The organism is Microbacterium sp. bgisy189 (genome assembly GCF_057707225.1).
This window is the reverse complement of sequence record NZ_JBYIPT010000001.1, coordinates 42841-62955: the sequence shown is the minus strand read 5'-3', so window position 1 is coordinate 62955 and position 20115 is coordinate 42841. Positions and strand designations below refer to the sequence as shown.

The following is a 20115-nucleotide window of genomic DNA, read 5'->3' as shown; positions in this document are numbered from 1 at the left end:
GTCAGCGCGGTTCGACGAGCGCGCCGACGAGCATCTCGAGGCGCGTGTTGAGCCGCTCGCCGATCTCGGCCTGTGTGCACCCTTCGAGGGTCGCGTTCGTGCAGGTCGCGGTCGTCACGTCGTGGAGGAGCTCTGCGGCCTCGGCGACCGAGATGCGCAGGCGGATGCCGTGCGTTTCGACCACTTGGGCGATGATCTGCTCGATCCGTCCGCACACGGCACGCTGCCACGTCAGGAACGCCTCGGCCATGCGGCCGTCGCGCATGGCCTGCGCCTGGATCTCGCTGACGAGATCGGACTTGAGCTGCTCACCGAACGAGGCACCGACGATGTGCCGCACCATGCGCACCGGGTCACCCGCAGCCTCGTCGGGTATCTCGCGCACACGGTCGGCGACTTCGGCCATCTTCTGTTCGGCCAGCTGCATGATGAGCGCGAGGAACAGCTCATCCTTCGATTCGAAGTTCGAGTAGAATGCACCGCGCGTGAACCCGGCACGCTCGCACACCATCTCGACCGACGCGGCATCCATACCGACTTCGGCGAACACCTCATGTGCCGCGTCGAGCAGCCTCGCGCGCGTCTGCTCGCGACGCCGGGGGGCCGGTTTGGCGGTCACGTCGGTCATGCGCGCGGCTCCTCTCTGCCCGTCGATCACTGCGGGCCGATCTTCACACCGAGTCCCCAGGATTGCGTCGAGGACCAGACTTAGGATACATCTATGTATTGGATACAGCGTTGTATCGAATCCTCCTGACCATTCGATCCCGGAGAGCTCGTGTCCACTCTGCTCTACTCCCTCGGCCGCTGGTCGTTCCGTCACCCGTGGCGCGTGCTCGTGTCGTGGCTGCTGCTGCTCGCCGTCGTCGGCGGCGCGACCGCCGTCTTCATGAAGGGCACCGACAACTCCTTCACGATTCCGGGCACCGAGGCGCAGGAGGGTATCGAGATGCTCGACCGCACCTTTCCCCAGGCCAGCGGCACCAGTGCGCAGCTCGTGATCGTTGCCCCCGAGGGCGAGCGGGTCGACACCTCCCCCATCGACGGGCTCATCACCGAGACCGTCGAAGACCTCAGTGACCTCGACGGCGTCCTCGCCGTGACCGATCCGTTCGACGACATGGTCTCGGGCATGGTCTCGGAAGACGGCGAAGCGGCCATCGTCCGCCTGCAGTTCGACGGCCAGGCGACCGACGTCTCGGACGCCACCCTCGAAGCCCTCACCGAGGTCGCCGCCGACCTGCGCACCGACATGCCCGACGGGTCGCAGGTCGCAATGGGCGGCGACCTGTTCTCCACCTCTGTGCCGGCGCTGACGATCACCGAGGTCGTCGGCGTGCTGATCGCACTGTTCGTGCTGATCATCACGTTCCGGTCGTTCGCCGTCGCGTGGTTCCCGCTCGTGAGCGCGCTCATCGGCGTCGCCCTCGCGATCGCACTGATCTTCGTCTCCACCGCCTTCGCATCGGTCTCGTCGACGACACCGATGCTCGCCGTCATGCTCGGGCTGGCGGTCGGGATGGACTACGCCCTGTTCATCGTCGCTCGACATCAAGATCAAGTGCGCGACGGCGTCGACCCGGAGGAGTCGGCCGCGCGTGCGACCGGCACCGCGGGTTCGGCCGTCGTCTTCGCGGGCGTCACCGTGCTCATCGCCCTCGTCGGCCTGAGCTTCGCGAACATCCCCTTCCTCACGACGATGGGTATCGCGGCCGCGGTGGCCGTCGCGATCGCCGTCGTCGTCGCCGTCACGCTGACCCCCGCGCTCCTCGGATTCGCGAAGGGGCGTGTCATCGGTTGGAAGCGTCGCGCTCGGCGCGCCGCGAAGACCCCGAAGCCCGCTCGCGCAGCCCGGCGCGGATTCGCCGACCGCTGGGTGACCGGCGTCACCCGGCATCCCATCGTCGCCACGGTCGCGGTCGTCGTCGGCCTCGGCATCCTCGCCATCCCGGCAGCGAGCCTCACCCTCGCGCTGCCGAACGCCGGCGTGCAATCCCCCGAGAGCGAGGCACGCCAGGCCTACGACCTCACCGCGACGCACTTCGGCGCAGGCGCGAACGGCCCGCTCATCATGGCCGGCACGATCGTCACCTCGAACGACCCCCTGGGGCTCATGGAGGACCTGAAGGCCGAGATCGAGCAGATCCCCGGCGTGAAGGAGGTCGCCCTCGCGACGCCGAACGAGACCGCCGACACCGGACTCATCCAGATCGTGCCCGAGACCGCCCCCGACGACCCCGCCACCGCCGACCTCGTCCGTGAACTGCGCGCCCAGCACGACCGACTGCTCGACGAGTACGGCGTCGACCTCGTCGTCACCGGTTTCACCGCGGTCGGCATCGACATCTCCGATCGCCTCGGCGCAGCACTCGTACCGTTCGGCATCTTCGTCGTCGGGCTCTCGCTGATCCTTCTCACGATCGTGTTCCGCTCGATCTGGGTGCCGCTGAAGGCCGCCGCCGGCTACCTGCTGTCGGTGCTCGCCGCCTTCGGCGTCGTCGCCGCCGTCTTCGAATGGGGCTGGCTCGCCGACCTGCTGCACGTGACGCGCACCGGGCCCGTCATCAGCTTCATGCCGATCATCCTCATGGGCGTGCTGTTCGGGCTCGCCATGGACTACCAGGTGTTTCTCGTCTCTCGCATGCGCGAGGACTACGTGCACGCCCGCCGCGCCCGCGGTGGCCGCGCCGACCGGCAGACCGCGGTCGGCGCCGTGCGCAGCGGCTTCACGGCGTCGGCGCGCGTCGTCACCGCCGCCGCCGTCATCATGTTCGCCGTCTTCGCGGCTTTCGTCCCCGAAGGCGACGCGTCGATCAAGCCGATCGCGCTGGGCCTGGCCGTGGGCATCGCCGTCGACGCGTTCGTCGTGCGGATGACGCTCGTGCCGGCGGTCATGGCGCTGCTCGGCGAGAAGGCGTGGTGGATGCCACGCTGGCTCGACCGCATCCTCCCCCACTTCGACATCGAGGGTGAAGCGGTCGAACACGAACTGCAGCACGCCGATTGGCCCGAGCCCGGGTCGACCGCGCCCCTGGCCGGTCAGGGCGTCACGGTGCGCGCCGACGGCGGTCGAGGCGTCGGCGAAGTGACCCTGTTCTCGGGCGCCGACTTCCGCCTTGAGCAGGGCGGCACCCTGCTCGTCACGAGCCCCGATGCACGTGCAGGTCGGGCGTTCGCGCTCATGGTCGCGGGCCGCATCCCCGCCGACGAGGGACTGCTCCGCGTCGCCGGACACCTGCTGCCCGGCCGCTCCGCATGGGTGCGCGCCCACGTCGGCGTGGCGCTGCTCGACAGCTCGACCGATCCGATCGCCGCGTTGCGCGGCGCGCTTGCCGGCGGCACCCGCCTCGTCGTCATCGACGGCATCGACACCCTCTCGGGGCCGCAACGCGACCAGGCGAGCGCCCTGCTGCGCGACGCCGCGGCATCCGCCTCCTCGGCCGACGTTGAGGCGAGTCCGCTCACGCTCGTCGCCACCGCCAGACGCGACGGCCCCGCACTCGACGTGCTCGCCGACGCGCACCGGCCGAGCGTGACCGCGCTGGCCCTCACGACCCGACCCTCCGACTCCGACCTTCCCACGCAGGTGATCTCATGACCCTCCCCATCGAACGCGCGCGCTCCCGCCGCCCCGTCACGTGGCTCACGCTCGTCGGCGTCCTGCTGCTGCCCGTCGTGATCGGCGGCATCCTCGTCGCGGCGCTCTACAACCCCACCGAGCGACTCGACGGCATGAGCACCGCCATCGTCAACAACGACGAGCCGGTCACGATCGACGGCCAGATGGTGCCACTCGGTCGGCAGTTGACCGCGGGCCTGGTCGAAGGCTCCGACGACCTCGAGAGCAACCTCGACTGGACCATCTCGAACGCGGACGACGCGGCTGCGGGCCTCGTCGACGGCACGTACGACGCCGTCATCACGATCCCCGAGAACTTCTCGGCCGCCGCCACCTCGACCGCCCCCGGCGGCGACCCGGAACAGGCCACGATCGAGGTCACCACCTCGCCCGACAGCCTCATCGTCGACGACGCCATCACCTCCCAGGTCACCCAGACCGCCGCCGCCCTCATGGGTGACGAACTGTCGAGTGTCTACCTCGAGAACGTCTTCCTCGGATTCACGACCCTCGGCGACCAGCTCGGCCAAGCGGCAGACGGCGGCGCACAGCTCGCCGACGGCGCCGCGCAAGCCGCCGACGGTGCTCGCGAGTGGGCCGACGGCGCGGATGCTGCGGCTTCAGGTGCCGTGTCGCTGGCCGACGGCATCCGCAAGCTCTCGTCTGGCGCCTCCGAACTGGCAGACGGCACCGACGGCATCGCGACCGGCGCCGACGGCATCGCCTCGGGCGCCACCAAGCTCGCCGACGGCACGAGCGCCACGGCCGACGGCCTCGACAGCTGGGCCGCGGGCGCGAACGACCTCTCGGCGGGCACGAGTGAACTCGCCGGCGGACTGCAGCAGATGGCCGATCAGGTCTCGCAGCTGCCGGAGGTGCCGCAGGAGATCGTCGACGGCGCCAACGAGATCGCCGCGAACAGCGAACAGATCAAGTCGACCGTCACCGGTGCCGTCTCCGAACTCGAACGCCTCTCGGCCACCTGTGTCGACGAGGGCGGGTCAGCCGAGCTGTGCGAGGCGCTCGCGCAGGCATCCGCAGAGGCGAACTCCGCCCTCCCGACGATCACGGGCGTCATCGACCAGTCCGGCGCCGTCGCGGGCCAGGTCGAGCAGCTCGCACAGTTCGGCCCGCAGCTGACCGCGGGCCTGCAGCAGTCGGCCGACGGTGCGGCCTCGCTCGCCGGCGGCATGTCGGGGCTCGCTGCCGGGGCGACTGACCTCGCCGGCGGCTCACGCCAGCTGGCATCCGGCATGAACGGCCTCGCGTCGGGCGCCGGGCAGCTCGCCGACGGTGCCGGGCAACTCGCCGACGGCGGCGACGCGCTCGCCTCGGGCGCCGCCTCGGCCGCGACCGGGGCCGACGAACTCGCGTCGGGTGTCGGGCAGCTCGCCGACGGCGCCGGATCGCTCGCCGACGGTGTCGACGAACTCGCCGACGGCACCACGACCCTCGCCGACGGGCTCGCGCAGGCCGCCGACGAGCTCCCCTCGTACACGGATGCCGAAGCGAGCAGCCTCGCATCGGTCGTCTCCGACCCGGTCGGGGCCGACGGCATCGGCACCGATCTGTTCGGCGCCTCGGCCGTGCCGCTGCTCGCGGCGGTCGCCCTGTGGTTCGGATCGCTCGCAACCTTCGTCGCCCTGCAGGCCGTGCCGCGCAACGCGCTCAGCTCACGCCGCCCGTCGGCGCTGCTCGCATTGCGCTCGCTGGCGCCGGCGGCGGGGATCGGTGCACTGCAGGGCGTGCTGGTGGCTGCCGTCGTGCAGTTCGCCGCAGGCTATGACGCGAGCACATGGCTCGGCTTCGCGTCGCTCGCCGCACTCGCGGGGATCGCATTCGCCGCAGTCAACCAGGCGCTCGTGGCCGTCTTCGGCGGCGCGGGTCGCTGGATCGGCGCGCTCGTCGGCGCGCTGGCCGTCGCGACCGGCATCGTCTCGACGGTGCCCGGTGTGCTGTCGTCGATCGCGGTGCTCATGCCGACGACGCCCGTCTACCAGGCGCTGCTCGCGGTGCTCACCTCGGCCGGGGGCCTGGGCTCGGCGATCGCCGGCATCATCATCTGGAGCGTCCTCGCCCTGGCAGTCACGATGCTCGCCGTCGCCCGCCGTCGCTCCACGACCGCCCGCGCCGTCCTGACACCGGCATCCGCCTGAGCCCTACGCCGGTCGCCACGGCGAGAGGACCGCGTCAGCTCAGGCCGCTGTAGACGTGCAGGCCCTTGAAGAATTGGTTGACGATGATGAAGTTGAACAGCACTGCACTGAAGCCGATGATCGACAGCCAGGCCGAGCGCGCGCCGCGCCAGCCGCGGGTCGCGCGGGCGTGGATGTAGCCGGCGTAGAGCACCCAGATGACGAAGGTCCACACTTCTTTCGTGTCGAAGCCCCAGTAGCGGCCCCACGCGTCGTTGGCCCAGATGGAGCCGGCGATGAGGGTGAACGTCCAGAAGATGAAGCCGATGATTGCGAAGCGATAGGCGAGGGACTCCAGCGCGTCGGCGCTCGGCAGCGTCCGCAAGAAGCCGGGACCGGTCTTCACGACACCGCCATCGGATGCGGTGGCGGATGCCGCGACCGCGAGCCGCTCGCGACGCGCCTGCAGCAGCTGCATCACCGACAGGCCGAACGCGAGGGCGAACAGCGCCGAGGACAGCGTCGCGACGAAGACGTGGATGACGAGCCAGATGCTCTTCAGCGGGTCGGCCAGCGGCACGACCTCGACGTAGAACGCGAGCGTCGCGCCACCGAGCAGCACGACGGTGAGCCCCGTGATGAACGCGCCCAAGAAGCGCAGGTCGTAGCGGAACAGCGTCACGAGGTAGACGGCGACGACCAGCAGCATGCCGGTGAGCGCGAACTCGTACATGTTCGACCACGGCACGCGCTCGGCGGCGATGCCGCGCAGCACGGTGCCGGCGAGGTGGAACAGGAAGCCGAGCACGGTCAGGGACGTGCCGATACGGGCCCACACGAAGCGGGGGCGTTCCTTCGGGGAGGCGGAGATCGCGTCGGCAGCGAGGGCCTCCTCGGCCCGCACGGCGTCGATCGGCGAACCGCCCACGGCGACGAGTTCACGCTCGAGCGCGGCATCCTTCGCCTTGATCGACTGGTCGGAGCGCCGCGCCAGGTCGATCGCGTACGCGACGAATGCGAGCGTGTAGATCGCGACGGCGGTCCACACCGTCAGGACGGAGATGGCATCCAGCGAGAGACCCTCTTCAGGCATGGCTTTGATTCTACTTTCCGGGGGTCGCGGCGGTCGCGGGGCTCACGATGGTCGCCAGCGACGCGAGGTGACGGGTGCGGAGGTCGTCGACCGCCGCAGCGATCGCGGGGTCTTCGCCGCGGGCGAGGCCCGCGTACTCCAGGTGCAGGTCGTCGTCCGGACCGACCGTCGCCTTGACCCACAGGCGCCGGCGCGGCACGAACAGCGCGATCATGAGGCCCAGCGTGGCGAGCACTGCGAACGCGAGCACCCACGGCGCCCCGACGTCGCGGTGGATCGACAAGGACACGTATCGGGCCACCGACTCGGGAGCGCCCGACGCCGTCGCGTCTTCGAAGGTGACTGATCCGCGGCCATCGGGCAGGTCAGCGGTCTGGCCGGGCGCGAGTTCGAGGGTCTCGGCCTCGCTCTGCCGCCCGGCGATCTGCGTCATGTCGCTCGTGTCGAGGGTGTAGACCGAGCGGGGCGTGCCGTCGTCGATGCCGAGGTCGCCGACGTACACCTCGAGTGTGAGCAGCGGGTTGAGCAGGTCGGGATAAGCCGACGCGATCGCGCCGGTCTCGAGGGTCGCCGCGGTCGGGTAGAAGAAGCCGACCATGCCGAGCTGCTCGTCGAGCCCGTCTGCGATCTTGACCACACCGAGCGACGTCATCGTGTTGCCACCCTGCGGCAAGAACTCGACCGCCTCGCTGAAGACGATCTCGCCGTCAGCGCCCCGCACCGTGATCTTCGGCGCGTACCCGTTGCCCATCAGGTATACGCGGTCGCCCGCGATGTCGACGGGATGGTTGACCCGCACGACCTCGTCGCGCGCCTCCTGCCCTGCCTCTTGCACGGTCACGTGCGCTGCGAAGTCGCCCGCCTGACCCGCACCGGACTCGCCGAACGGCGTGTAGGTGACGTCGAAACGGTCGAGGGTCACCGTGTAGGGGGTGAGGGCGTCGGTGTCGACGAAGCGACCGGGGTTGAACGACGTGTAGCCGAGCCCCAGCGAGTTCACGAAGCTCTTGCCCTCTTGGATCACGGTCTGGCCCGTGTACGTGAACCCGCCGCCGATCCCGACCGCGAGCAGCACGCCGACGAGCGACGCGTGGAAGACGAGGTTTCCGGTCTCGCGTGCGTAGCCCCGCTCGGCCGACACCGACCACGTTCCGCGGCCGTCGTAGCGCTCGACGCGGTACCCCGCCTTGCGCAGCTGCTCGCTCGCGGCATCGATCACAGCGGACGCTTCGGCCTCGGCATCCACGCTCACCGGCACCGACTCAGTCAGGTGGTCGGCCAGCCGCGACAGTCGTGCGGGCGTGCGCGGCGGGCGCGAGCGCAGCGCCTTCCAGTGGTGCTTCGTGCGCGGAATGACGCAGCCGATGAGCGAGATGAACAGCAGGATGTAGATCGCCGAGAACCATGCCGACGTGTACACGTCGAACAGCTGCATGGCGTCGAGGATCGGGAACAGGTCGGGATTGTCGCTGCGGTACTGGCTGACGCCGTTGGGATCGGCGCTGCGCTGCGGAACGATCGATCCGGGGATCGCAGCGATGGCCAGCAGCAGCAGCAGCACGAGTGCGGTGCGCATGCTGGTGAGCTGGCGCCACCCCCAGCGCAGCCATCCGACGAGACCGAGGCGCACCGGCGTGCCGGCGTCGTCGCCGGCACCGTCTGCGTGGTCGGACGGTCGCAGCGGATCGGTCACGTCAGAGCGGGAGCTGGACACTGCCGACCACCCCCGCCAGACGCGACATGAGCTCGGTCCACAGTCCCGTGACCATGAGCAGTCCGAGCACGATCAGCAGCACTCCTCCGACGATGTTGACGGCGCGGATGTGGCGCTTGAGGAACCCGACCGTGCGCGAGGCCCAGCCGAACCCGATGGCCAGCAGCAGGAACGGGATGCCGAGGCCGAGCGAGTACGCGATCGCGAGCACACCCGCCCGCCACGGGTCGGCCTGCGAGATCGCGATCGACAGGATCGCGGTAAGCGTCGGGCCGATGCACGGCGCCCAGCCGATGCCCATCGCGATGCCCAGCAGCGGTGCGCCCGCCAGCCCCAGGCCCTGCCGCAGCTGCGGCCGGAAGGTGCGCTGCGCGAAGCCGAAGACGCCGATGAAGACGAGCCCCATCGCGATGACGACGATGCCGAGGATGCGGGTGATCGCATCCTGGTAAGCGATGAACGCGCGGCCGAGGGTGGCACCGAACACGATCAGCACGAGGAACACAACGGTGAACCCCGCGATGAACAGTCCGACGCCCAGCAGCAGGCGACCCCGGGAGGCCGCCGCCGGCGTCACCGGATTCGGAGATTGTTCGCGGATTCGGATCGTGGAGCCCGCGGCATCCGAATCCGGCGACGATGTCCGAATCTGCGACGCCGAGGAACGGGCGGACGCCGGGGCGACGGCGCCGCTGATGAACCCGAGGTAGCCGGGGACGAGCGGCAGCACGCACGGAGACAGGAACGAAAGGAGCCCAGCGAGCACGGCGATCGGGATCGCGAGCCAGAGCGCACCGTCGAGGACGACGGATCCGGGGTTCACGAGTCCTCCGCGACGAGGTCGGTGACGACCGACCGCAGGATCGACTCGCTCTGCACGGCACCGATGAAGCGCGCGGCCACACGGCCCTGGGTGTCGAGCACGAGGGTCGTCGGCGCCGCCTGGATCGTCGTGAGCGACGCGAAGGTGAGCTTGAGGTCGGTGTCTTCACGCAGGAGCATCGACGGGTAGGTCACCCCGTACTTCTCCTCGAACGAGGTCGCCTGCTCGGGTCCGTCGTAGATGTTGACGCCGACGAAGTCCGCCCCGGCATCCTGCGTGGCCTGGAAGACGCTCTCGAGGATGGGCGCTTCGACACGGCAGGGGCCGCATGCGGCGTACCAGAAGTTGACGACGAGCACGTCTCCGGCGTAGTCGTCGCTCGAGATCGTCTCGCCGTCGACGCCGGTTCCGGTGAAGACGATGGGTTCCCCGCGGTCGGCGACCGCGATCTCTTCGACGGTGCCGTCGCCCGAGATGAAGCCCTGGTTGCTGCCCTCCCGATACTGGTCGGCGAGGTCGTCGTTCTCGCTCGTACACGCGGTGAGCGTGACGGCGAGCGCGAGCGCGGCGATGCCTGCGACGATGCGGCGCATCACACGGCTCCCACGTCGACGGCGCCGGCGGTCGAGGCCGGCTCGACGTATGACACTTCGCGCCACCGATCGCCAGACAGTTCGAAGCTCGTCACGGACGACAGCGCGCACCGGCGACGGCGCGGGTCGTGACGCAGCCGCTCCCCCTCGACCGCCAGGTGGGTGATCCAGATCGGCAGCTGGTGCGAGACGAGGACGACGTCGCCCGACGCCGCCGCGTTCCAGGCGTCGCGCATCGCCGCGTCCATCCGTGCGACGACGGCACGGTACGGCTCGCCCCAACTGGGCAGGTCGGGGTCTCGCAGGTGGAACCAGTTGACCGGGTTGCGCAGCGCGCGGGTCATCCGCTGCCCCTCGAAGACGTTGGTCGGCTCGATGACGCGATCTTCGGTCACAGGGTCGAGTCCGAACAGTTCGGTGAACGGCTCGGCCGACTCCTGGGCGCGCTGCAGCGGCGAGGCGTACAGCCCCGTCACGGGCCGGTCGAGATGCTGGATGTGCGCTGCTGCGGCGTGGGCCATGCTGCGGCCGTCGTCGGAGAGGCGGTACCCGGGGAGTCGCCCGTACAGCACGCGGCGAGGGTTGTGGACCTCTCCATGGCGGACGAGGTGGAGGCGATCGGCGGGCATACCTCGATCCTACGTGGGAGCCTCCTATGCATCGCCTGGATGCCGGGGCTCACCCCTGCACCGCTCAGACGGAGACGGGTACCGGCGGGTGCGCGGCGGCCGACCGCGCGTGCAGCCGCTTCTCGGCGAACACGAGCGCCGCGACGATCGCCGCACCGAGCAGGGCGAGCAGGATGGGGCCGAGGATGGGATCGGCCGGCGCCGCGAGCGCGCCGATGCCGTGTGACTCACCGGCCGGCATCGTCTGCCACGGCCACAGGGCGCGAAGCGACCCGAGCATGAGCCCCGCCATCGCGATGAGCGTGAGGCGCCGGTGGTGGTTGAGCAGCCACGTCATGACCTGCACGATCGTCACGAGCCCGACGAGGGCGCCCGCCGCGAAGACCGCGAGGTAGCCCAGATCGAGCTCATCGACGGCCCGCAACGTGGGCGAGTAAAGGCCGACCGCGAGGAGGAAGAACGACCCCGAGATGCCGGGAAGCACAAGCGCGCACACGGCGACCATCGCCGCCAGGAACACGGCCCACATCGGGGGCTCTGCCACGAGCGAACCGCTCGCCAGGTCGACGGCGAAGTATGCGGCGACCGCTGCCACGACGAACACGGCGACCCCGCCGATCCGGGCACCGACGCTGTGGCGTACGCGGGGCAGCATCATGAGGGGCACGGCGATGCTCGCGGCGACGAGGCCGAAGAACAGGCCGCGAGCCTGCTCCGGGTAGCTCGAGACGAGCCCTTCGACGATCCCTGCGAGGGTGAGCACCATGACCGCCATGCCGAGGATGAGTGGGATCACCAGCATCCATTCGACGCGGCGGATCTCGTCGCGGAAGCCGTCACGGCGGTCCGGTCCCGACGCGAGTCGACGCACCGCGCGCACGACGTGCGAGGCCGATCGGATGAGGCGCTCGTACACACCGGTGATGAGCGCGATCGTTCCGCCGGAGATGCCCGGAAGCAGCTCCGCGATGCCGATGAGCGCGCCGCGCAGGGCGTTCAGCAGGAGCGCGGGAAGGGTCCGCCAGGTGAGGGCGTGCCGAATCGGAGTGGTCGGCGGCGGCGTGGCGGGCGTCGTCATGGCTTCGACGTTACGGCGCGGAGATTTCCAGAACCTGTGCGTCGGCCATGAACAAGCACCCCACGTAGACTGGTCGATCGTGAGTGAACGCGTTCTCGTCAACCAGCTTCAGGGTCTCTCCGACGGACCGGTCTCTGTGTCCGGATGGGTCGAGACCGTCCGCGATCAGAAGAAGGTGCAGTTCGTCATCCTGCGCGATGAGACCGGCGCCGTGCAGCTCGTCAACCCGGCGACTCGTCCCGTGGAGACCTCCCCGGCGGTTGAGCCTGTTGAAACCCAGGATGCCGCGGCGCTCGCCCTCACCGACCTCATCTCGAACCTTTCGACCGGCACGTTCCTGACAGTGACCGGCGACCTCAAGCACGATGAGCGCGTCAAGCTCGGCGGCGTGGAGATCAAGATCGGCGCGCTCGACGTGTCGGCCGCAGCGCTCCCCGAGACGCCGATCGCTGCCGACAGCGGGCTCGACAAGCGCATGGACTGGCGCTTCCTCGACCTTCGTCAGCGTCGCAACAACCTCATCTTCCGCGTGCAGACCACCCTCGAGCACGCGATGCGCACCTACTGGATCGAGCGGGACTACATCGAGGTGCACTCCCCCAAGCTCATGGCCTCGGCATCCGAGTCGAACGCCGAACTGTTCGAGGTGCCCTACTTCGAGGAGCAGACCGCGTACCTCGCGCAGTCGCCGCAGTTCTTCAAGCAGATGGCACAGGTCGCCGGCTTCGGCAAGATCTTCGAGATCGCACCGGCGTTCCGCGCCGACCCCTCGTTCACGAGCCGCCACGCGACCGAGTTCACCTCGATCGACGCCGAGATCAGCTGGATCGACTCGCACGAAGACGTCGCCCGCATGCAGGAGGAACTGCTGCAGACGGCGATCCAGGCCGTCGCCGACAAGCACGGCGCCGAGATCGAAGAGCTCTTCGGCTTCGAGGTCGTCGTTCCGTCGATCCCATTCCCGCGCATCCCGCTGGCCGAAGCTCGCGAGATCGTCGCGGCACGCGGCTACGACATCCCCCGCACCGACGGCGACCTCGACCCCGAGGGCGAGCGGCAGATCGCCGCGCACGTGCAGGAGCAGTTCGGCCACCAGTTCGTGTTCATCACCGACTACCACCCCGAGATCCGCGCGTTCTACCACATGCGCGACGAGGCGACCGGGCTCACGAAGTCGTACGACCTGCTGTTCAAGGGCGTCGAGATCACGACCGGCGCGCAGCGCGAGCACCGCGTCGACGTGCTCATCGAGCAGGCCAAGGAGAAGGGGCTCGACCCCGAGCACCTCGACTTCTACCTCGACTTCTTCCGCTACGGCGCCCCGCCGCACGGTGGCTTCGGCATGGGTCTTGCGCGCGTCATGATGCTGCTGCTCGGTCAGGACTCGATCCGCGAGGTCACCTACCTCTTCCGCGGACCGACGCGTCTGGCCCCCTGACAACCGTCATCTGACCTCGCGCGAGGTCAGATGACGATGTCGACGGCGACGCGATCGCCGCGCACCGATCCGATGTAGGCGGCTGCGGCCTCGTGCGCGGGGTGGACGAGGTACGCGTTCAGGCCGTCCTCGTCGTCGAAGTCGGCGACGAGCGCGAGGTCCCAGTTCTGGCCGAGCGCCAGCACGTTGCCACCGGCCGTCATGGCGCGAAGGCTCGGCACGACACCGACGAGGGCGTTCAGCCGCGCAGCACCCTCGGCCGCGTGCGCGGCGCGCTCGGCGGCGTCATCGGATGCCATCGCGAACGCGACGATGTGGCGGATCATGCGGTGTGCTCCTTCAAGGCTGCGCGCAAGCGGTCGGGAGACACACGCCAATGCGCGTGCAGCCGGTCGTCGATCAGGACGACGGGGATCTTCTCCCACCACTGTTCGTACAGCGCGGGGTCGTCGAGGATGGAGGCTTCGCGCACGGCCACGGCGTCGTCCGGAAAGTCGGCGACGACAGCATCGACGATCTCTCGCGCCACGTCGCACAGGTGGCAGTCGGGCTTGCCGATGAGGGTCAGGGTCGTCACGATTCCATCCTTGCACCGGGCGAGGTCAGCGGGCGCACAGACACGAAGCGCCCATCCGGAAGGACAGGCGCTTGGTGTCGATGCCGCTTACTTCTTGTTGCGGCGCTGGTGGCGAGTCTTGCGAAGCAGCTTGCGGTGCTTCTTCTTCGCCATGCGCTTGCGGCGCTTCTTGATGACAGAACCCACGGAAAACCTCACTCAGTCGGGGGTCTGGACGCACAGGGTGCACGTCCGGGAACGGCCTCTACAGGAGAATGCCTCAGGAGAGTCTAGCCGACGTCGGCGATAGGGCGTTGCAGAGCCGCCGTCACAGCCGTCTCGGGTACGCGGTAGCTGCGACCGAAGCGCACCGCGGGCAGCTCGCCGGCGTGCACGAGTCGGTACACGGTCATCTTCGAGACGCGCATGAGGTCAGCGACCTCCGCGACCGTGAGAAAGCGCACGTCAGACAGTTCCGACATCGTGCCACCTACGTTCTTTCATGTTCCCCAGAAATGGTGGATCCAGCCTAGAGCCTGGCCGGGACGCGTGTAAACCTATGAGCCGCATGTGACTGACGTCAACGGCAGATCTCGCGAATTTCGACCGCCGCAGCGGTGCGCGCCGCTGAACGCGATCAGCGGCCGGGCAGCTTGCTCCACACGCTCGTCACGGCGTGCTTCGCAGACGCCGCCGCACGCCCGACGAGGTCGGCGGCGTGGACAGCCGAGTCGGGCAGCGATGCGACCACGGCATCCGTCTCGCCCTCGTCGATCAGGAACGGCACCAGCCAGTCGTCCACGGCATCCAGCGGCGCCGGCGACAGGCTGTAGTACCGGTGCTGGCCCTCCTCACGCACCGAGACGAGATCCGAATCCCGCAGCACCTTCAAGTGCTTCGACACGGTGGGCTGGCTGACCCCGAGCGAGCTGACGATCTGCGAGACGCTCGTGCCGTTCTGACCGCCCTGACGACGGGCAAGCAGCAGTTGCAGAATGTCCCGACGGGTACCGTCGGCGATCACGTCGAAGATGTCCGCCATGCCCATAGGTTAGCCGTGCCCGGTGCGGAGTACCATGACAACGGCCTGGCCGACAGGCGACGGCGACGAGAGGGGCGCGGATGACGGACGACTCCGTCCTCGCACGCGCGCGGCGCAGGGTCGTCGACATCTCCCACATCGTGCTCGCCGGGGCCCGCGATCTGGCGATGGCCTCCCCCTCGCGATTCGCGGTGCTCGTCTTCGTCACCCTCATTCTGGTCTTCACTGCCCTGCTGTCGTTGCCCGCGGCAGCGGCCGACGGACGACGCACCCCCCTGGCCGATGCCGTGTTCACCGCCGTGTCGACCATCTGCGTCACCGGACTCACGACCGTCAACATGGGGACGCACTGGTCACCACTCGGCCACGTCATCATCTACGTCGGGGTGAACGTCGGCGCGATGGGCGTGCTCACCCTTGCGTCGATCCTCGGCCTGGTGATCTCCAAGCGGTTGGGCCTGCGAGCGAAGCTCATCGCCGCGGGCGACACGAACCCGCTTCGCGCGCACGGTGGCCCGGTGAACGAGGGCCAGACCGTGCGGCTCGGTGAAGTCGGCCAGCTGCTGCGAACGGTCGCGCTGTCGACGCTGGTGATCGAGGCGGTCATCGCCGTCATGCTGTACCCGACGATGCTCGCCAGCGGCATCGCACCGCTCACGGCACTGTGGGAGGCGCCGTACTACGCGGCGATGGCGTTCACCAACACGGGCTTCACCCCGAACCCCGAGGGGCTCGAGCCGTTCGCGACGAACTACATCTTCTTGTCGATCCTCATGGTCGCCGTTTTCCTCGGCTCGATCGGCTTCCCCGTCATCTACACGCTCTGGCGGCACCAGTGGCGCTACCGGCTCTGGTCGCTGCACGCGAAGCTCACCATCATCACGACCGTCGTGCTGTTCTTCGCGGGAGCGATCGCCTTCCTCGCGCTCGAGTTCGACAACCCCGGGACATTCGGCTCGATGGATGCGTGGGACACGTTCTTCCAGTCCTTCTTCTTGTCGGCGATGACCCGGTCCGGGGGCTTCTCCGTCGTCGACATCTCCGAACTGCACGGCTCCTCACTCGTCGTGGGATCGATGCTGATGTTCGTGGGCGGCGGCTCCGCGTCGACCGCCGGCGGCATCAAGGTGACCACCCTCGCGATCCTCGCCCTCGCCGTCTGGTCGGAGGCCAAGGGACGCCAGTCGGTGCAGGCCTTCGGTCGACGCATCCCCTCCGACGTGCAGCGCGTCGCGCTGTCGGTCGTGGCGTGGGGCGCGACGATCGTCGCCCTGTCGACGATCATCATCGCCCAGATCACGAAGGCACCCATCGCCAACGTGCTGTTCGACGTCATCTCGGGATTCGGCACGGTCGGTCTGTCGACCGGGCTCACCGCGCAGCTGCCGGACCCCGCCGTGTACGTGCTGGCGTTGACCATGCTGATGGGCCGCGTTGGTACAGTGACTCTCGCCGCGGCGGTCGCCGCGACGAGCCGTTCGCAGCTGTATTCGCTGCCCGTCGAGAGGCCGATCGTTGGTTGAGCAGATCCGGGGCGACGCTCCCGTCCTCGTCATCGGCCTCGGTCGCTTCGGAGCCGCCTGCGCCGGCGAGCTCGATCGCCTCGACCGCGAGGTGCTCGCGATCGACGAGAGCCTCGATCTCGTACAGAAGTGGTCGGAGCGCGTCACCCACACCGTGCAGGCCGATGCCCGCAGCTTCGAGGCGCTCAAGCAGGTCGGCGCAGCAGACTTCCAGGTGGCCGTCGTCGCCGTCGGCTCCTCGATCGAGGCGTCGGTCCTCATCACCGCCAACCTGGTCGACCTCAAGGTGCCGCAGATCTGGGCGAAGGCGGTCTCGCAGTCGCACGGCAAGATCCTCGCCCGCGTCGGCGCGAACCACGTCATCTACCCCGAGCGCGAGGCCGGCGAGCGCGTCGCGCACCTCGTGAGCGGGCGGATGCTCGACTTCATCCGCTTCGACGACGACTTCGTGCTCGCGAAGATGTACCCGCCGCGGTTCATCCGCGGCGTCGGTCTGAACGAGTCGGGCGTGCGCACGAAGTACAACGTGACGGTCGTGGGTGTGAAGAGCCCCGGCAAGCCGTTCCGGTACGCCGAGGCGAACACGGTCGTCACCAACCACGACCTCATCATCGTCTCGGGCACCAACAGCGACATCGAACGCTTCGCTGGCCTCGACCGCTGAGCGGCGCGGAGGGCGCGGCCCCGGCATCCCACGCCGGCGTTTCGACTCAGCGCGCAGCTGGGCGAACGCCTCAACGCGCGCAAGTCCCCGCGTTCGTTGCGCCCTGGCGGGTGTGCGTCAGGCGCCGCGGGCGAGCTCGCGCGAACGGGCGAGGGCCGCGTCGGTCGCCGCGGCGAAGACCTCGTCGAGATGCGCGTCGTGCAACACGGCGATGGCGCGCTCGGTCGTGCCCCTGGGGCTCGTGACGCGGCGGCGCAGCTCGGCCGGATCCTCACCCGAAGCCTCCAGCAGTGCCGTCGCGCCGATGAAGGTCTGCTGCACCATGAGGCGCGCCTGCTCGTGGCTGAACCCCTTGCCGACGGCGGCCCGGGTGAGTTCCTCGATGAGCAGGAAGACATACGCCGGCCCAGATCCTGAGATGGTGCCCAGCGGGTCGATCTGCTCCTCCGGCACCTCGACGACCGCGCCGCACGTCTCGAAGACGGCGCGGACGAGCGCCATGACCTCGGCATCCGCATGTGTGCCCGCGGCGATCCCGGTGACGGCCTTGCCGACGACGGCCGGCGTGTTCGGCATGGACCGCACCACCGCGACACCCGCGGGCAGCACCGACTCGATCGTCGCGATCGTGACACCGGCCGCGAGGCTCACGACGACGGCGTCCGCTCGCAGGTCTCCGGCGATCTCGCGGAGCAGGTCCGGCACCATCGCGGGCTTGACGCCCACGAGCACGATACGGGCATCGCGCACCGCGGCACGGTTGCCGTTGGGCTCATCCTCGAGGGCGACCGAGTGCACGCCATCGAGACCGGCGAGCGTGTTCGCCTTCTCGCGCGTGCGATTCGTCACGACGACGGGGCCCGCAACGCCCGAAGCGACCAGGCCCTGGAGGATCGCACCGCCCATCGAACCGGCACCGAGGATGGCAAGAGCGGGAAGCGATTCGGTCATGCCCCCATCCTGTCACCCGAGGAGAACCTGAGAGTCGGTTCAGTTCGCTCAGGCTGCGGCGATATCATCGGGAGCACGGCGTGAGGACGCGCCGACGCACGCACCCGGAGGCACCCGCACATGACCCTCTTCGACGGAATCACCGCACGACTGGTCGAGACCGACCGACTCGGCGTGAACATCCTCGAGCGCGATCACGACGACCCGGCGACACCCGCCGACCGAACCGTCGTGCTGATCCACGGCAATGTGTCGTCGTCGCTGTTCTGGCAGGAGCTTATGGAGGACCTGCCGAGCGACCTTCGCGTCATCGCGATCGACCTGCGCGGGTTCGGCGGCAGCGAGCACCTCCCCGTCGACGCCACCCGCGGACTTCGCGACTTCAGCGACGACGTGCACGCGACCCTCACCACCCTGGGCATCGACGGCCCGCACCTGGTCGGCTGGTCGATGGGCGGCGGCGTCGCCATGCAGTACGCGATCGACCACCCGGTGCGTTCGCTCACGCTGCAGGCACCTGTGTCGCCCTACGGATTCGGCGGCACTCGACGTGACGGCAGCCGCCTCACCAACGACGACGCGGGCTGCGGCGGAGGCGGCGCGAATCCGGACTTCGTCCAGCGCCTCACCGACGGCGACACCAGCGCCGATGCGCCCACCTCACCCCGCTCGGTGCTGCGGTCGAGCTACGTCAATCCCGACTACGCGACCGAGCACGAGGACGTTTGGGTCGCGTCGATGCTCACCACCTCGACGGCCGAGGGCAACTACCCCGGCGACAGTGCGGCCAGCGAGCACTGGCCCGGCTTCGCGGCGGGCACCCGCGGCGTGTTGAACACGATGGCGCCCCGCTACTTCAACGCGTCGTCGATCGTCGATCTCGACCCGAAGCCTCCGGTGCTGTGGGTACGCGGCACGGCCGACGCGATCGTGTCGGATGCCTCGTTCTTCGATCTGAACCACCTCGGCGCGCTCGGCGTGATCCCGGGCTGGCCGGGCGAGGAGGTCGCACCGGCGCAGCCGATGATCTCGCAGACCCGCGATGTGCTCGACACGTACCGCGAGCGCGGCGGCGACGTGACCGAACTCGTCATGGAGGGCGTGGGGCACTCCCCGCACCTCGAGCGCCCCGCCGAGTTCCGGCGTGCGCTGCTGACCCGCATCGGCTACATCGGTCTCGCGCAGCACCCGGCGCCGCCGACCGAGGCGATCATCATCAGTTCGTCGGACTGACGCGGGTTCTCTCCGGTCGCCCGCGAGGAGCGCAGCGACGAGACGAAACGGCTCAGTGGTGCGCCGCTGCCGGCGATTCGCCGCCCTCGGTGAAGCTGGGACGCTTGCCGATGAGCTTGCCGATGAGCAGCACGACGCCGACGACCAGCAGCCCGAGCGCGAGTCCGGCGATCTCGGAGACGAGCGTGTCGCCGAGCCAGGCGACGAAGCCGCCGAGCGGTTCGAGCGCGTGTTCGATGGCGTGGATGAAGTCGCCGACCGGCGCGACCCCGACCTCGGCGAGGTTGTGTAGCACGAGGTGACCGCCGACCCAGAGCATCGCGACGGTGCCGACGACGCTGATCACGCGGAACACGGCAGGCATCGATCGGACGATACGCGCGCCGGTGTGACGCACCTTCGCCTCTCGGCTCTTGGCCATCTTCAGACCGATGTCGTCGATCTTCACGAGCAGGGCGACCGCGCCGTAGACGACGCCCGTCATCGCGAGGCCGATGACCGCGAGGACCGCGAGGGTCATCCAGATGCTCATGTCCTCGTCGAGGCTCGCGAGCGAGATGAGCATGATCTCGGTCGAGAGGATGAGGTCGGTGCGGACGGCACCGAGCACGAGCTTGCGCTCATCGCGGGCGCCCTCTTCGTGGCCGTGCGCGAACCCGAACCACTCCAGTACCTTCTCGGCGCCCTCGAAGCACAGGTAGGTGCCGCCGATGAGGAGCAGGAACGGCAGGATCCACGGAGCAAACGCCGTGAGCAGCAGTGCGATCGGAATGATGATCACGAACTTGTTCACGAGTGAGCCGAGCGCGATCTTGCCCACGACCGGCAGCTCACGCGCCGGGGTGATGCCCTGTACGTACTGCGGCGTCACGGCGGCGTCGTCGATGACGACGCCCGCGGTCTTGGCCGACGCTTTCATCGCCGCGCTGAGCACGTCGTCGACGACAGCGAGCAGTCCGACCGACATGGGGCCTCCTGGAGTGGGAACGGGATGCGAGAGTCCGCGGTGTCAGCGTACCGGCAG

General features: G+C 69.1%; 20 protein-coding genes. 6 read left to right on the top strand and 14 right to left on the bottom strand.

The features are described from left to right. Position 1 precedes the first annotated feature (1 nt). Positions 2-628: a TetR/AcrR family transcriptional regulator gene (locus AC3ENX_RS00315; RefSeq protein WP_434809838.1), complete on the bottom strand. Its 627-nt coding sequence runs from the start codon at positions 626-628 to the stop codon at positions 2-4. Between the two features lie 150 nt (positions 629-778). Between AC3ENX_RS00315 and AC3ENX_RS00310 the strand changes: the two genes are divergently transcribed. Both AC3ENX_RS00310 and AC3ENX_RS00305 read left to right on the top strand, forming a co-directional pair. After that, positions 779-3598, top strand: coding sequence for an MMPL family transporter (locus tag AC3ENX_RS00310; RefSeq protein WP_434809837.1), 2820 nt, complete (start codon positions 779-781; stop codon positions 3596-3598). Then, on the top strand, positions 3595-5775 hold the full coding sequence (locus AC3ENX_RS00305) for a YhgE/Pip family protein (RefSeq protein ID WP_434809836.1): 2181 nt from the start codon (positions 3595-3597) through the stop codon (positions 5773-5775). The genes AC3ENX_RS00310 and AC3ENX_RS00305 overlap by 4 nt, the downstream gene beginning before the upstream one ends. A gap of 34 nt (positions 5776-5809) precedes the next feature. Here the strand turns inward: AC3ENX_RS00305 and ccsB are convergent, their stop codons facing one another. The 6 genes from ccsB to AC3ENX_RS00275 form a co-directional block, all read right to left on the bottom strand. Continuing rightward, positions 5810-6847 carry a c-type cytochrome biogenesis protein CcsB gene (gene ccsB / locus AC3ENX_RS00300; RefSeq protein ID WP_434809835.1) on the bottom strand — a complete coding sequence of 346 codons (1038 nt, stop codon included), beginning with the start codon at positions 6845-6847 and terminating at the stop codon, positions 5810-5812. Between the two features lie 10 nt (positions 6848-6857). Next, a complete protein-coding gene (resB, locus tag AC3ENX_RS00295; protein ID WP_434809834.1) occupies positions 6858-8540 on the bottom strand; it encodes a cytochrome c biogenesis protein ResB in 1683 nt (560 codons plus the stop codon). Between the two features lies 1 nt (position 8541). Continuing rightward, positions 8542-9384, bottom strand: coding sequence for a cytochrome c biogenesis CcdA family protein (locus AC3ENX_RS00290; protein ID WP_434809833.1), 843 nt, complete (start codon positions 9382-9384; stop codon positions 8542-8544). Next, complete coding sequence (locus AC3ENX_RS00285) at positions 9381-9977, bottom strand: TlpA family protein disulfide reductase (RefSeq protein ID WP_434809832.1); 597 nt, start codon at positions 9975-9977, stop codon at positions 9381-9383. The genes AC3ENX_RS00290 and AC3ENX_RS00285 overlap by 4 nt, the downstream gene beginning before the upstream one ends. After that, positions 9977-10606, bottom strand: coding sequence for a histidine phosphatase family protein (locus AC3ENX_RS00280; RefSeq protein WP_434809831.1), 630 nt, complete (start codon positions 10604-10606; stop codon positions 9977-9979). Before AC3ENX_RS00280 ends, AC3ENX_RS00285 begins: the two co-directional genes overlap by 1 nt. A gap of 64 nt (positions 10607-10670) precedes the next feature. Then, positions 10671-11684, bottom strand: a complete 1014-nt coding sequence (locus AC3ENX_RS00275; protein WP_434809830.1) for a DUF368 domain-containing protein — start codon at positions 11682-11684, stop codon at positions 10671-10673. 79 nt (positions 11685-11763) lie between these two features. Between AC3ENX_RS00275 and aspS the strand changes: the two genes are divergently transcribed. Next, a complete protein-coding gene (gene aspS / locus AC3ENX_RS00270) occupies positions 11764-13122 on the top strand; it encodes an aspartate--tRNA(Asn) ligase (protein WP_434809829.1) in 1359 nt (452 codons plus the stop codon). A 26-nt stretch (positions 13123-13148) separates the two neighbouring features. Here the strand turns inward: aspS and AC3ENX_RS00265 are convergent, their stop codons facing one another. The 5 genes from AC3ENX_RS00265 to AC3ENX_RS00245 form a co-directional block, all read right to left on the bottom strand. Next, positions 13149-13448, bottom strand: coding sequence for a Dabb family protein (locus AC3ENX_RS00265; protein ID WP_434809828.1), 300 nt, complete (start codon positions 13446-13448; stop codon positions 13149-13151). After that, on the bottom strand, positions 13445-13699 hold the full coding sequence (locus tag AC3ENX_RS00260) for a glutaredoxin family protein (RefSeq protein ID WP_434809827.1): 255 nt from the start codon (positions 13697-13699) through the stop codon (positions 13445-13447). The genes AC3ENX_RS00265 and AC3ENX_RS00260 overlap by 4 nt, the downstream gene beginning before the upstream one ends. 87 nt (positions 13700-13786) lie before the next feature. Next, complete coding sequence (locus tag AC3ENX_RS00255; protein WP_003792170.1) at positions 13787-13885, bottom strand: 30S ribosomal protein bS22; 99 nt, start codon at positions 13883-13885, stop codon at positions 13787-13789. An 83-nt stretch (positions 13886-13968) separates the two neighbouring features. Next, the gene (locus AC3ENX_RS00250) at positions 13969-14160 is read right to left on the bottom strand and encodes a helix-turn-helix domain-containing protein (RefSeq protein WP_203189579.1); all 192 of its coding nucleotides are present in this window, start codon (positions 14158-14160) and stop codon (positions 13969-13971) included. Positions 14161-14315: 155 nt separating this feature from the next. Then, the gene (locus AC3ENX_RS00245; protein ID WP_434809826.1) at positions 14316-14720 is read right to left on the bottom strand and encodes an ArsR/SmtB family transcription factor; all 405 of its coding nucleotides are present in this window, start codon (positions 14718-14720) and stop codon (positions 14316-14318) included. A gap of 80 nt (positions 14721-14800) precedes the next feature. On the opposite strand from AC3ENX_RS00245, the gene AC3ENX_RS00240 reads away from it, so the two are divergent. Both AC3ENX_RS00240 and AC3ENX_RS00235 read left to right on the top strand, forming a co-directional pair. After that, positions 14801-16243 carry a TrkH family potassium uptake protein gene (locus AC3ENX_RS00240; RefSeq protein WP_434809825.1) on the top strand — a complete coding sequence of 481 codons (1443 nt, stop codon included), beginning with the start codon at positions 14801-14803 and terminating at the stop codon, positions 16241-16243. Further along, a complete protein-coding gene (locus tag AC3ENX_RS00235; protein WP_434809824.1) occupies positions 16236-16907 on the top strand; it encodes a potassium channel family protein in 672 nt (223 codons plus the stop codon). The genes AC3ENX_RS00240 and AC3ENX_RS00235 overlap by 8 nt, the downstream gene beginning before the upstream one ends. 117 nt (positions 16908-17024) lie before the next feature. On the opposite strand, the gene proC is transcribed toward AC3ENX_RS00235, so the two are convergent. Next, positions 17025-17858, bottom strand: coding sequence for a pyrroline-5-carboxylate reductase (gene proC, locus AC3ENX_RS00230; RefSeq protein WP_434809823.1), 834 nt, complete (start codon positions 17856-17858; stop codon positions 17025-17027). A gap of 120 nt (positions 17859-17978) precedes the next feature. Between proC and AC3ENX_RS00225 the strand changes: the two genes are divergently transcribed. Next, a complete protein-coding gene (locus AC3ENX_RS00225; protein ID WP_434809822.1) occupies positions 17979-19091 on the top strand; it encodes an alpha/beta hydrolase in 1113 nt (370 codons plus the stop codon). A 52-nt stretch (positions 19092-19143) separates the two neighbouring features. On the opposite strand, the gene AC3ENX_RS00220 is transcribed toward AC3ENX_RS00225, so the two are convergent. Next, positions 19144-20058 (bottom strand): DUF808 domain-containing protein, encoded by a 915-nt coding sequence (locus tag AC3ENX_RS00220; protein ID WP_434809821.1) that lies wholly within the window; start codon positions 20056-20058, stop codon positions 19144-19146. Between the last annotated feature and the right edge of the window lie 57 nt (positions 20059-20115).